Genomic DNA, 13719 nt, shown 5'->3' on the forward strand with positions numbered 1-13719 from the left:
GACGGTGTTCAAGTCAATATTCCGGCGCTGATTCGCGAAGCGCCCCAGACAACCCGTGGCTCGCGGCGCTGGCTTGGGTCAAGGGGGCCTTCGCCAAACAGCAGCGCCTGTCACAACGACCGCTCGCCGAATGTCCCGCGGCCACGCTGCCGAAGCGCCTGCGACCGTACCTGCTGATCTTCGGCGCTGATGGTCAGCCGACCGGTTTGCACGCCGATCGCTACGAATTCTGGTTGTACCGCCAGATCCGGAAGCGCTTCCAGTCGGGAGAGATCTATCTCGACGACAGTCTGCAACATCGTCACTTCTCCGACGAGCTTGTTTCGATGAACGAGAAGGCCGACGCGCTGGCGCAGATGGAGATCCCGTTCCTGCAGCAGCCAATCGATGCCCAACTCGATGCGTTAGCGGCCGAGTTGCATGCACAATGGCTGGCCTTCAACCGAGAGCTGAAACAGGGCAAGCTTACGCACCTGGAATACGACAAGGATACGCAGAAGCTGATTTGGCGCAAACCGAAAACCGAGAACCAGAAGGTGCGTGAGCAGGCATTCTACGAGCAACTGCCATTCTGCGATGTTGCCGACGTGTTCCGCTTCGTCAACGGCCAGTGCCAGTTCCTGTCGGCGCTGACGCCATTGCAGCCGCGCTACGCGAAGAAGGTAGCGGACGCCGATAGCCTGATGGCGGTTATCATCGCTCAGGCAATGAACCATGGCAACCATGTCATGGCGCGCACCAGCGACATTCCGTACCACGTTCTGGATAGCACCTACCAGCAGTATCTGCGTCAGGCGACGCTGCATGCGGCCAACGACTGCATCAGCAACGCCATCGCCGCGCTGCCGATCTTCCCGTACTACTCGTTCGATCTCGATGCGCTGTACAGCGCCGTCGATGGGCAGAAATTCGGCGTCGAGCGACCGACCGTGAAGGCGCGTTACTCGCGCAAATACTTCGGACGAGGCAAAGGCGTCGTCGCCTACACGCTGCTGTGCAATCATGTCCCGTTGAACGGCTACCTAATCGGCGCGCACGAGTACGAGGCGCATCACGTGTTCGACATCTGGTATCGCAACACGTCGGATATAGTGCCGACTGCGATCACCGGCGACATGCACAGCATCAACAAAGCCAACTTCGCTATCCTGTATTGGTTCGGGTTGCGCTTCGAGCCTCGCTTCACAAACCTCGATGACCAGTTGCAGGAATTGTATTGTATCGACGACCCGGCGCTGTACGAGAAATGCCTGATTCAGCCGATCGGACAAATCGATCGGCAGCTCATCACCAGTGAGAAGACAAATATCGATCAGATCGTCGCCACGCTGGGCCTCAAAGAGATCACGCAGGGCTCGCTGATCCGCAAACTATGTACGTACTCGCAGGAAAACCCGACACGTCGCGCGATTTTTGAGTTCGATAAGCTCATTCGTACCATCTACACGTTGCGTTACCTGCGCGACCCGCAGCTCGAGCGAAACGTGCATCGCTCCCAAAACCGCCTCGAGTCTTACCATCAGCTTCGTTCGACCATCGCCCAGGTCGGCGGCAAGAAGGAATTGACCGGCCGCACCGACATCGAAATCGAGATCAGCAACCAGTGCGCCCGGCTGATCGCCAACGTCATCATTTTTTACAACTCGGCGATTCTGTCGCATCTACTGACGAAATGGGAGGCCAGTGGCAACGCCAAGGCGCTGGCGCGGCTTACGCAGATATCACCGGCAGCCTGGCGGCATATCCTTTTGAACGGGCACTACACTTTTCAAAGCGACAACAAAATCGACCTGGACGCGCTCATTGCAGGGCTCGAATTGGAGTGATCGAATTTTCGGCGGTTCTGGCTTGGAATCCCTTATTCCTGTTACGGTGGAATACGATGCCACAACCAGGTAATCCTTTACCCCCAGCCGTGGTCAACACCTGGCGACTGAGCGTCGGCACGTCGCTGTTCGTGATCGATATCCTGGCCGACGGCAGCTGGCGACCGGCGTATATTGCGCCAAAGCGGCTGGGTGGCTGGACGATGGATGTGTTGCCGAACATGCCGCCGACGTTAGTCGATATCGCTCCCTCGGTACGCACCTGGGCGCGACAGTACGGCGCGAATGTAACGAACCGGCGCACGCCGGCGCGCCGGTTTCCCGCGCAAACCGCTTCTTCGAACAGGACGCCAGAATGAACATGCTGAAACGTCGTCTCGATGCGACAGACGAAAAGCTGCAGGAGCTGAAAACAGCCCGCAAAGCGGCAGCTAAGGCGCAGCGCCAGCAGGTCAAGCAAACGCGCGCGGATCGCGAGCGAAAGATCATGCTGGCCGGCGAGGCGTTGCTGCGGCGTGTCGATCGCGGCGAGTGGGATGAAGCCGATTTCCGCGCGATGATGGACGATTATCTGTCGCGGCCCGCCGATCGCGCGCTGTTCGAGCTCGACGATGTATAGCCTTTGATGTTCGACGTCGACGCACCGCACAGCCAGGTCGGCAAATGTTGATTTGATTCACGATGAAGGATGCCCGATGCTGCCAACGCTCCGCATGAACCGGAATTTTGTCGAGGCCTTGCTGGCCGAGCGCGCGCCCTGCTTTGCGATGGGACTCGTGGCCGAGGGCCAGACGCACTATGCTTGCCTGGCACTGCGGCCGGTGGATGACATTCCGAACGACGTAACACGCAGCGGTTTCAACTTTGGCCACTCGATACGCGGCACCGACGACTTCGAGGTCGTACACTTCGGCTTAGAGTTTTACGGCTACCGCATCTTCAATGCGCTGATCAATCCGAGCAACTTCATCGCCAGGACAATCCTGTCGCACATGGTCGACACGAAGGCGTTTTTCTTCTTCGCGGTCAACCCGTCAGGCGGTGTGACGGTGTTCAAGTCCGGCATCGGTGAATGCAGCCTGGACAGCATCGAGTCTAATCTCGAGCGGATACTGCGCTCGAGCACGTCCGATGCTCAGTACGACGCGGCGCTGACAACGTTCAGCGACCATCCAGATCCGGTCGGGCCGATGCTGCACTGGGTTTGCCGGGACTGCGAAGATTGTCTCGACCTGTCCCACAATGTAATCGAACTGGGCCCCGCGTAACGGTCCTGATGGTCCGTGTGACCGAGACCGTCATGTCACTCACCGGACGTCGCTCCAACATTCTTCGGCTGGAATAAGCCGATTAATGTTCACAATGTGGAACGACGGAATTTTCTGGGGTTCCGGCGTAGATCCCCCACTCCGTGACGTCATCTGGAGCCCTCAGGCCGTGAAAAACACCGGTCTCGTTGCCATCCAGCCCGTCGAATCGCTCGTCGTGCCGGCCGCGCTCGATGGCCGTGACGGCAGCAACCGCGGCGTGGCCGGCCAATAGCCACAATAGCCAGCTCGCCGCGGACAACGACCTGGACGCCCTGCGCGCGTGGCTGTCGAACTACGCCGATACGAAAACCACCTTCGACAGCTACCGCAAGGAAGCCGAACGGCTGCTGCTCTGGGCCGTCGTGCAGCTCGGCAAGCCGCTGTCGTCGCTGACGCACGAGGATCTGCTGCGGTACAAGGTGTTTCTCACCGACCCGCAGCCGGCCAGCCGCTGGGTCTCGCTCAGGGACGACGGCACCCGCGGCGGCAAATACGCGCGCGCCGACGCACGCTGGCGCCCGTTCAACGGCCCGCTTTCGCCGGCCAGCCAGCGCCAGGCGCTCATCATCCTCAATGCGATGTTCACCTGGCTCGTGAGCGCCGGCTATCTGCGCGGCAATCCCATGGCGCTGCTGCGGCAGCGCGCGAAGCGTTCGGCGCCGCGCGTGACGCGCTATCTGTCGACCTCGCTATGGGACGAGGTCAAGGCCTGGGTGGAACAGCTCCCCCAGCAGAGCGAAGCCGAACGCAGATATGCCGCACGCTGCCGCTGGCTCACGACGCTGTTCTATCTGCAGGGCATGCGGATTTCGGAGGTCGCGGGCGGCCGCATGGGCGACTTCTTCCGGCGCCTGGGCGCCGACGGCCAGGACCAGTGGTGGCTGGAAACGGTGGGCAAAGGCGACAAGGCGCGCATCGTGCCGGCGTCACCCGAGCTGATCGCCGAGCCGCGGCGCTATCGAACCGCGAACGCCCTGGCCGCCCTGCCCGCGCGCGCCGAGGACCTGCCGCTCATCCTGCCGTTTCGGGGCACCGCGCGCTGCCTGTCGCGCTCCGCCGTGCACGACGCCATCAAGGGCATTTTTGGCAGTGCCGCCGCCTGGCTGCGCGACAGGGATGCGGAATTCGCCGATCGCGCCGATGAACTCGACCGGGCCTCGGCGCACTGGCTGCGGCACACGGCCGGCTCGCACCAGGCGGACGGCGGCGTGGACCTGCGCACGATCCGCGACAACCTTGGCCACGTCTCGCTGAACACGACCAGCCTCTATCTGCATGCCGAAGACGACGAGCGTCATCGCGAAACGGTCGATCGTCACCGGATGAACTGGACGCCGCCGCCCGCCGGAAGCAGCAAGGACGAGGATTGACAGCGATCCCCTTGCGTTGATCATCCTGCCGGGCAGGCCGTGGCCGGATGGCGACCTGGATCCTGCGCGCTCGCGAGAGCTAGTGGCTCGGACCCTGCCCTTCAAGTCGTTTTATATAGCCGAACGCACTTTGTCTGCTAACAAGCGTTAGGGTTCGGGGTACGAGCTCGGTGTGGCCGCCGGTCTTTCTTACCAAGCATCCTTTGCCATTGCGCATGAGCGGAACGTTTACTCTTTCACACGCGGCAAGACTCTTTCGACAAGGGCAGCCAGGTGTTTATCTAGGTCAAGCTCGTAAGACACAGCGAGGCGGGCCACACCCTTTGCCATCGCTCGATGAAACGGCTTCAGATGATTCACGTCGGCCAGTGTCTGTCTCCTGTCCATAACGAATTTAGTAGGTTTATCCTCCAACTGCGTCCGGCAAGCCTCTTGCATTTCTGACAGCAAGTTCTTCACTTTCGGGGGAAAGATCGTAGCTTGCAATGTTTTGGTGATTTCCTACCGCATTTCGAGAATCGAGGCGGCAAGCCACTCCGGGCTTTGGACGTGACTGGCAAGGTGGGAAGCGTCTCCTTTTTCATCTACATGAAGAACTCGTCGATCGTCCAGAAAGACCAAGAGCTTGCGGATAGCCTCCTTTTCTGAGGTTGTTGATTGCCACGACACTCCAACAAGCGGGGTCGACACTCCTGTGAAATTTTCCCGAAGCCACTGAAATGGTCGCTTAAGCATCCTGTCCGCCTTTGGGTGAGTGATGGAGAGAGGCAAAACGCGTCATGGGAATTCTAAGTCTAGTCTGCCGATCTTTTTCCGATGCAGCTTACGTATTAGCTGAGAGCTCAAGCCGCGAAAGCGGCGAAGCGACGCCAAGCGCCGAGCTGGGGCGAGGGGAATCACCCCGCAGGCCGTGCTGATAGCGGAGCGAACCATGCCACCACCCCGGTGAGTGCCTGCGTCCAATGCTGGACGGAATGGGCTGCAAGCCCGAATGGCTTTCCTAAGCGATTTCTCTATTGCTTTCCACTCGGCCTCGCTGGCTCTCTTGATCTTCTGACCGGAGATCAGAGTGGCGGAAAAAACGCATGACTGCCGCATGAAATTAGCTTATTGACGGCTTCTCGTTAAAAGTTCTAGAATATCGTCAAATAGGCCCCGCCATGCTATACAAACTCGAAGTCGAAAACTTCTTCTCTGTCCGCGACCGCCAGGTACTCGATCTCACGATCGACGCCAAGGTGCCGGATCTCGACACGCGCTTCGCCCCGATCTTTGAGGGATCGGCTGCGCGCGCGCCGAAGGTCGTTGTCCTGTACGGCGCCAATGCGTCCGGCAAGACGACCGTGCTGCGCACCCTCGAATTTATCGTCACGATGATCCGCGACAGCGTTCAGCGCACCGTTCCCGGTTTTGCCGGCTGCGAACGCTTCAACGATGCCGAATCCGCGAACCGTCCGATAAAGCTGGCGATCGAACTCGGCGGGATCATGAACGTCACGCCGAACGTGCTTCAGCGCGCGCAGTCCGGCGAGAAGGTCGAGCAGGGGTTCTATCGTTACGAGTTGGAACTCGAGGTCATCGACGGACTCGCCACGCGCATCCAGCATGAAGCCCTGCACCAGAGGCCGAACGGTCAAGGCAAATGGCAGCGCGTGTTCGACCGCGACGCCGAGGGCAAGGTGAAAGGCTCAAAGTCGTTCAGCCTGTCAGGCTTCCAGCATCTGGTGAAGACGCTTGCCGCCAATCACACGGTCCTGTCCTCCTTCGCGAAATTCCAGCACCCGACCGCGCAAATCTTCGTCGATATCGCGCGCCAGGCGTTTTTCTCGATCGAGCCGGTCGCGCACACGAACACCGATAAGGCCGTTATCGATTATCTGAAAAACCAGCCGAACATCGTCTCGCGCCTCAATGCGGAAATGAACCGCATCGATATCGGCGTGGAAGGCCTGCGCTTTCAGGATGGGAAAGACGGGCCGTTCCTGATGTTCAAACATGCCGGCCTGGAGCATGAAATGCCGTGGCTGCTCGAAAGCCACGGGACGCGCGCCTTCATCAAGATGTTCCCATATCTGGTCGCGGCACTCGACCAGGGCGGTGTGATCGCGATCGACGAAATGGACGCGGCGATCCATCCCCTGGTGCTGCCGGAATTGCTGCGTTGGTTCTATGACAAGCAGACGCGTAACAGGTATGATGCGCAGCTCTGGCTTTCCTGTCATTCGGCCTCGCTGCTCGACGATCTGAACAAGGAAGAGATCGTCATCTGCGAAAAAGACCGTCAGGGGCGCACACAGTTTTTCAGCCTCATGGACGTGAAAGTGCGACGCGATGAAAACCACTACCGCAAGTATTTGAGCGGTGCCTATGGTGGAGTGCCGCTGCTCGGATGAATCGAAGGCGCGCTCCCCATATCCCACAGAAGCGGCAGATTTACATCGGCTGTGAAGGCGCTTCCGAAGTCGGCTATGCGGCTTTGCTGCAGGACTTCATCAACGAGGCCGGCCTGCCCGTCCATCTCAAAATCGACGAGCTGGCGCCTGGCGCCGGTGATCCCCTCGCACGCGTCGAACTGGCGGTCATGCGCATCGGCATGCTCGCCAAAAAGCGAATTGCGCCGGCCGCTGCCTTCGTGCTGCTTGATACCGATCAGATCGCGCTCGATCAACAGCGGGCCAACCGGGCTCGGCGACTGGCGATCGACAACGATATCACCATCGTCTGGCAGGAAAGCTGTTTCGAAGCCGTCCTGCTCCGGCATCTTCCGAACCGGGCAGCGAATCGGCCGCCTGACAGCAGAGCCGCCGAGCAGGCCATCACCAGGGAGTGGCCGGAGTACGAAAAGCCCATGTCGCGCGCGGCCCTGGCCAGGCGGATCACGCTCGATTCCGTCCTGCAGGCCGCCGGCGTCGAGCCCGATCTTGCCGGCCTGCTTCGCAGCCTGGAATTGCTGGCCTGAACCAGCCGGACGGATCTTCCTCTTGGCAAGAGTTCATTCCAGGCCATCGGAAAGATGCACGCCAACGCGTCGTTACCCGACGTCGCGACCATCGAATAGAAGATGACACCCCGCTCCTCACCCTGCCACGAGTCGAAGGTGAACACCCGCAACCGCAGGCGGTCCTCGAACTCCTGCGCCCGGGGGTGCGAAAATAGAGTCTTTGTCAGCAGCGTGTGCCGTTTTCGGAATGGCGTCACGACCGCCACTGTCGGTGGGTTCTCATCCCCCAACATTTCCATAAGCCATTCAGCGATGAATTCGGCCCTCCGCTGCGTTGGTGGTGCGGCTGACCGACTTGCCGCTCGTATCCACCTCGTCAAAACGAATCACATCCTCGAGTGGGAGACCGCAGATTTTGAAAGCCTGCAACTGCCCATCGTAGAAGAACCGAAGAACCGCGACGAATAGCCGATGAGTTCAGGAAATGAGCGGAAATGCTTGCGCAAGCCTGCCTGAATCCAGCGCCGCGTCTGCTGGTAGACCGTCTCCCACGGCGGAAAGTCATTGGGCAGCAGACGCCACGGTGCACCCGCGCGGACAATCCAGCGCAAGGCGTTGAACATTTCGCGCAATTCGTAGCGACGCTGAGGCGCGTCCTGACCTGATTCATCAATATCAGGTACGGAGGGGCGAAGTACCACTCTTCATCCGAAACATCCGTTGGGTAGGGTCTGCGTTTCTTCATCCCGCCAGGGTACCAGGTCTGGCCGAAAGTTCATAACACCTTCTAAGCGGAGACATCGCCGAGCGTATATACAAGCATCCAGTCACCAACGCCACGCCACCCAACGAGCGGCAGATGGGGAAAGTCTGTGTGGCCGAGGGCACATTGGACCGCACCCGGCGCGGGTGGGTGTCCATAGAATCTATACAGGCTGACGAACCACTGGGACGGTGAATCATGGGTAGCCCACTCAGGACGATCGAGAAACGGCTTGAAGGAAACGCTCTCGCTGTCAGGGCTCTGGTTGACGCCGGATCACCTCGTGTGGTCAGGCACGCAGTGGTGGGAAGCGCAGTATCTGGAGCAAGACGCAAGTATCCACTCCCAGTCATTGGCTTTCGCAGCGGCGAGCTTGCCGTCACTGGATACCTGCTCGGTGAACGGGGCGGCGCTATGCTCATCGTCCGATGCAGTTGTGGGAGACCAGAATACAGCGTCGACCCCGTCAATTTCCGCACGGGGGCCAGTACGCGATGCGACGTATGCGCCAACGCAGCAGCCAAGGGCAAGAAGTACTGGCGCTACTACGATGCCATGCCCGACACCGGACATCGATCCCGCCTGCTCAACCGGCTCGCCGCCGCCATCACACGCTGCCACAATCCTAACGACGAAGGCTATGTCAACTATGGCGGTCGGGGTATTCGCGTTTGTGAAGAATGGAGACGAGACCGCACCGCATTCCTGCGGCACGCCGCCACGCTCCCCGGATGGGACGACCCCACACTCGACATGGACCGCGAGAACACAAACGGTCACTACGAGCCCGGCAACATCCGATTCATCACCCGAACCGAGAACGCCAAAAACAAGCGTAAAATCCGCGAGCTTGAGGCAGAGATTGACCGTCTACGATCTGCTCTCTACTGGGCCGAAGGACAGATTCAACGTCTGGAGCGATGCGCGGCCGATGATCATCCACAACTGCAAATTGGCATTGGGCTTCGGCATGGGTGTCAAGTTCACTATCTCCATGCCTGGGCAGGCCAGGGACAAGAATGGTAGGCCGCCAGTGCTCGAGCCGTCCTTTGCCCACTACATCGTGCATCACGTCTACCGGGGCAACCTCGCAAGGAGATCCAGTTAGGCTCGGAATTCGTCACTGCCGTGAAGCTCTGGGCCGAACTGGAGAAAGCGAAGACACCTTCCGCAATACATACAACATTCGGCCGGCAATTGGGTGGTGCTGCCGCCATTCGCGCAGTCGCAGCCTCGAATGTCAGAGGCCGATGCGAGTAGATGAGCACTCGCGCCCCTGAGCTGCCATTGAAGTTCACCTCGTCTCCCTTCAACTACGTGTTCGCCCCCTAGCAGGGATATCGGTACGCACACGGACGGCTGGAGGGATCTGCACCGTGTGGCGCCTGGCGCCGTGCAAAACCGCGTATCGGTGCTGGCCTGCCAAGGTTGCCTAAATCTGCGTATATTTGCATTGCCAGGGCGCAGCACGGCATCGCTCAATGAACATGACCGGTTCAGTGGACACGACTGAACCCGCGCTCCATAATCGACTCGCCCTATTTTCCGCTTCGCCCCCGAGCACCATGAAGACCGAACCAAACTATCCCGACTGGTGGCGAGACGCCATCGCCATCGAGTATCTGCCCTGTCGCAACTATCGTGAAGGCGAGCGCATCGGCCGCATCGATTTCGGCCTCGTGTCCGACGATGCATGGACGCAGGCGCTAACCACTCACCGAATCGTGTCTTACGGCACGCTGGTCCATAATGTCGATCCCGATACGTTCCGGTCACGCTTAGCGCACAGTCTGTTCAGTCCTGTAGTTGTCCCGCTCGTCGATGGCGACTCGAAGGCGATCATGCCACATGGGCAGGTCAGCCCGCATCACTTTCCGTGGCTGACCAACGATATTCACGTTGCCGATCCGATCGAGGGTTTTCACAGTCACATCCAAGTGTTAGATGAGGGCGTCCTGTACCAGTGGGAAGTGGCCCGACTGGAGGGAGTCAAGGACCGTCACTACGGGCGATGGGTTTCCGATTACGCGGACCTGTCCGGGTTCGACGCCCTGTACGATCCGTTCCAGGAATTGATGTCGCTGAGGCGAACCGCCTCGCCCGACGACTACGCGCTTCGCGCCGAGGCCTTTGTCGCCATGGCGAGGGCGACACGGGCGCGCGCCTTCGCCGAGTTGCTAAACGTCCACGAGGATTTCAAGAGACAGTCCGGGCGCAGCAAACGCAAGCTCATCGAGCACGCTCCCCCCGTGCTGTCGCACTTTGAAATGATGGCAGTGGAGGACAACAGGGTCTCCACGCGGGCCATGATGGCGCCGGTGTTTTACCGATCGGCCGTACGGCATTGCGGGTACGACAAAAGCATTCGCCAACCGGGTGCGCCGGTTTCAGTGCGTCTGCTCGACGAGATGTATGGCGCGCGCGCGGAGGCCGTCATCATGGCCATGGCCTGCCTCGAAGCCGTCGCGAACGAGATCGGCTACAAGCACTATGCCGGTCTGTGGGAAGGCATGGAGAAACTCTCTATCGACGACAAGTTCCGGCTCCTCTTTAGGCTGTGCGGCCAGGAAAGCGCGTTTGACACCGCGAAGGCCCCTTGGCAGGCGCTGGGCGCTCTGATTAAGGCGCGGAACGGGATGATTCATTTCAAGCCGTCGTACAAGCCGGTGAGTATCGACAAGGGCATGTCCGTGACAAGCCTCAGCAGACTGCTGGGTGATGAGCTCGTATCGATCCTGCCCACAGCCCTGTGTGGCATGGTCGAAGCCGTGTATCTCGCCTGTGGCCTCACCGCTCCCCCGTGGCTGCAGGAGCAACCGGGCTGGTCGCTCGCGCCCCGCCCGGCCTGACCGGATACACCGTCAGCGGATTCCCGCGTGCGCGGCTGGTGCTGCCTCGTGCAGCAAACCAGCCCTCTGCCGACATACCATCGCCTATCGACGAATGTCGGGTATGGCCGACGACCCGACGCCGGCCTTCGCCAATCGAATGGCCGCTTGCTGGACGGAACAACCATCTGAATGTCTGTCGACGCAACCGGACCAAGGTCTCCTCTTGACCGCTTTAGGTCCCAACCATCGAGTCAACGTCGACATAGGCACGCCTGGCGCATCCAGACGTGCGCTAGGCCAGTCAAGTCCTTTTCCGCCCAACTACAACAGACCCGGCGAATTCGGCTTACCTGCGCCACCTTGAGCCCTTTTGGGTCAGAAGGCGCGAATACGCGGTCTTTGGGCTCCAAGCCTCAGCCTCGGTGCGCAGGCTGCGCAAACATGCTGGAATGCCGATTGAAGAGCCAACGCTGGGCAGGCGGCATCGTAGCCAAGCATTGTCCAGTGCAAATGTCAGGATCGACGCCGTGCGCGAGCCTGTCGAACGTCGCATTGCTGAGTAACGCGCCGTGCAAATTCTTCGCACGCGCTAAAGCGCACATGGTAGGCGGGCTATCTTTACTTCCGTTCGGACAGTCCTTGTGGTTCGCCGTAGCGCTTTCCATCGTTTATGCTGCGGTGAGCTCCGGCGCGTCGCTACCACTCGTATCGGCGCGCTTTTTTATGCCGCTTCTCCGCCGCGTCGGAGGACGGGCACTGCACAGGTGTAAGATGCGCTAGTCTGAGCCCGGCGCCGGGTTCGTTACGCAAAAGCCGTAAGGGGAGCGTTGAAGTGGCTACACACTTGGTGAACTTGGATGCACTGATCCCGCGAGACGACTTCGAATCGGTCACGGATTCGCCTCTCGTTTCGCTTTCTCTCGCGGCGGGCTTAAAGGTGAACGAGCTAGAGTCCCACGGCCTCACCTACCTAACGCTCAGAAAGCCGGATTTCCAGCGAGAGACTGCAAGTTGGGACCCGGAAAAGGTCGTGGACTTGGTTGAGAGTTTCCTCGATGGCGATCTCATCCCAGCACTGATTCTTTGGCGTTCTCCAACTAGCGGAAACATATTTGTCATCGACGGAGCACACCGACTCAGTGCGCTTATCGCCTGGGTGCACGACGATTATGGCGCGTCGTCTAAGTCGTTGGATTTTTTCGAAAACCTTGTGACGCCTGAGCAGGTCGAGGCCGCGACTAAATGCCGGGCTCTGATCGAATCTAGGATTGGTAGCTACAAGAAGCTCACTCTGGCGTTACAAAAGCCAGAAAACTCGACTGCTGAACAGGTGCGCCGCGCAAGAAACATGGCGGTTCTTCAAGTTCAATTGCAGTGGGTTAGTGGCGACGCGAAAAAGGCCGAAGCGTCATTTTTTAAGATTAACCAAAAGGCCACAGCAATCAACGCCACAGAATTGGCGATGCTGAAGTCGCGCCGCAAGCCTAATGCGATAGCGACACGTGCGATCATTCGTGCAGGGGTCGGCCATAAGTATTGGTCGGGATTTCCTGAAGAGGTGCAGCAGTCGATCCAGCGTTTGGCGCGGGAGATTTACGACAACCTTTTTACCCCCGTCCTAGAGACGCCGATCAAGACCCTCGATCTGCCGGTGGCCGGGCGCGGCTACTCTGCTGAAAGCGTTAAGTTGGTTTTTGATTTCGTCAACTTGGCAAACTCTTTGAGCCTTCGCGGGAAGCAGGAAGATGACTTGGAAGACGACTTGTCGGGAGATGAGACTGTACGCTTTCTGAAGAGCGTCAAGCGCCTATCGAACCTGATTTCGGGCGCCCATCCGGGCTCGCTCGGGCTGCACCCCGCAGTTTACTTCTATAGCCTTGGAGGTCGGTATCAACCCTCTGCATTCTTGGCAACGGCGAAATTGCTGGACGATTTCGACCGCACAAACGCGTTTCCGAGATTCACCGATGTTCGCAAGAAATTCGAAGATTTTCTGGTAAAACATCGTTACCTTGTAAATCATGTCGCAGGTAAATTCGGAAGCGGCCCGCGAAGTATGGAGCCGATCCTCGGCATGTACAGGACGATTATTAGTTGTTTGTATGGGAATGCCGACGAAGAAGAAATCTTTAAACGCTTCCGCGAGGACCCCAAGACAATCACTCTCGCGCCCTATACCGAAGAAGAACAACGGGCTGGCAGGAATTTTCGAAGTGAAACAAAATCGGCGATCTACTTGAAGGAAGCGATCGATAACGCGCCACGTTGCCAGATTTGCGGTGCGCGAATCCATAAGAAGGCGGTCACCATCGATCACATCAAGAGAAAGGCTGACGGTGGTTTGGGCACGTTCGAGAATGGGCAACTGGCTCATCCGTATTGCAATACAGGGTATAAAGAGCACAACGTATCCGGTAGCATCGCCCGCTGATGTCTCATTTGATGGCGCTGGGGCCGTCCTTGTATGTCTATTTGAACGCGGCGGCTCGTAGCACGATTCGCAAGGAATCAGGCAGAGCCACGAGAAGCGCTCTGTCGTGATCATTAGCGACAGGCGGCCGTCGCAGTTCCTCGACCCATATGAGACGTTCGCCTCAACGAAAACTGGACATTCAACGTTTAGGAGCACCCGCTTCGCCAAGTTAGAAATGTGCTCATAATTTCTCTGACATTCGCAG

9 protein-coding genes and 4 pseudogenes are annotated in these 13719 nt (G+C 59.0%); 10 read left to right on the forward strand and 3 right to left on the reverse strand.

What is annotated here, in order from left to right; genetic code table 11:
• Positions 1–32: 32 nt before the first annotated feature.
• The 5 genes and pseudogenes from PWP93_RS16035 to PWP93_RS16055 form a co-directional block, all read left to right on the forward strand.
• Positions 33–1826, forward strand: a pseudogene (locus tag PWP93_RS16035) (Tn3 family transposase); the annotation flags it as partial.
• A complete protein-coding gene (locus tag PWP93_RS16040; protein ID WP_156903410.1) occupies positions 1823–2185 on the forward strand; it encodes a hypothetical protein in 363 nt (120 codons plus the stop codon). The pseudogene PWP93_RS16035 and the gene PWP93_RS16040, both read left to right, overlap by 4 nt.
• Complete coding sequence (locus PWP93_RS16045) at positions 2182–2445, forward strand: hypothetical protein (RefSeq protein WP_007180432.1); 264 nt, start codon at positions 2182–2184, stop codon at positions 2443–2445. Before PWP93_RS16040 ends, PWP93_RS16045 begins: the two co-directional genes overlap by 4 nt.
• A gap of 76 nt (positions 2446–2521) precedes the next feature.
• Positions 2522–3094 (forward strand): hypothetical protein, encoded by a 573-nt coding sequence (locus PWP93_RS16050; protein WP_007180433.1) that lies wholly within the window; start codon positions 2522–2524, stop codon positions 3092–3094.
• A 94-nt stretch (positions 3095–3188) separates the two neighbouring features.
• A pseudogene (locus PWP93_RS16055) lies at positions 3189–4506 on the forward strand (tyrosine-type recombinase/integrase).
• A gap of 501 nt (positions 4507–5007) precedes the next feature.
• Here PWP93_RS16055 and PWP93_RS16060 read toward each other — a convergent pair.
• A complete protein-coding gene (locus tag PWP93_RS16060) occupies positions 5008–5241 on the reverse strand; it encodes a DUF6650 family protein (RefSeq protein WP_421028810.1) in 234 nt (77 codons plus the stop codon).
• 425 nt (positions 5242–5666) lie between these two features.
• Here PWP93_RS16060 and PWP93_RS16065 point away from each other — a divergent pair, with 425 nt between their 5' ends.
• Positions 5667–6899: an AAA family ATPase gene (locus tag PWP93_RS16065; RefSeq protein WP_421045108.1), complete on the forward strand. Its 1233-nt coding sequence runs from the start codon at positions 5667–5669 to the stop codon at positions 6897–6899.
• The gene (locus PWP93_RS16070) at positions 6896–7465 is read left to right on the forward strand and encodes a hypothetical protein (protein WP_421028808.1); all 570 of its coding nucleotides are present in this window, start codon (positions 6896–6898) and stop codon (positions 7463–7465) included. The genes PWP93_RS16065 and PWP93_RS16070 overlap by 4 nt, the downstream gene beginning before the upstream one ends.
• A 77-nt stretch (positions 7466–7542) precedes the next feature.
• Here the strand turns inward: PWP93_RS16070 and PWP93_RS16075 are convergent.
• Together PWP93_RS16075 and PWP93_RS16080 are read right to left on the reverse strand one after the other, a co-directional pair.
• Positions 7543–7827: pseudogene (locus PWP93_RS16075) on the reverse strand (AAA domain-containing protein); the annotation flags it as partial.
• A 126-nt stretch (positions 7828–7953) separates the two neighbouring features.
• Positions 7954–8192 (reverse strand): annotated as a pseudogene (locus tag PWP93_RS16080) (transposase); the annotation flags it as partial.
• A 432-nt stretch (positions 8193–8624) separates the two neighbouring features.
• Here PWP93_RS16080 and PWP93_RS16085 point away from each other — a divergent pair.
• The 3 genes from PWP93_RS16085 to PWP93_RS16095 all read left to right on the forward strand — a co-directional run bounded on the left by PWP93_RS16085 (position 8625) and on the right by PWP93_RS16095 (position 13472).
• Positions 8625–9236 carry a hypothetical protein gene (locus PWP93_RS16085; protein WP_421028807.1) on the forward strand — a complete coding sequence of 204 codons (612 nt, stop codon included), beginning with the start codon at positions 8625–8627 and terminating at the stop codon, positions 9234–9236.
• A 539-nt stretch (positions 9237–9775) separates the two neighbouring features.
• Complete coding sequence (locus PWP93_RS16090; protein WP_421028806.1) at positions 9776–11059, forward strand: hypothetical protein; 1284 nt, start codon at positions 9776–9778, stop codon at positions 11057–11059.
• 814 nt (positions 11060–11873) lie between these two features.
• Positions 11874–13472: an HNH endonuclease family protein gene (locus PWP93_RS16095; RefSeq protein WP_421028805.1), complete on the forward strand. Its 1599-nt coding sequence runs from the start codon at positions 11874–11876 to the stop codon at positions 13470–13472.
• Positions 13473–13719: the final 247 nt, after the last annotated feature.

This window comes from Paraburkholderia sp. A1RI-2L (genome assembly GCF_048957375.1).
GTDB lineage: Bacteria > Pseudomonadota > Gammaproteobacteria > Burkholderiales > Burkholderiaceae > Paraburkholderia.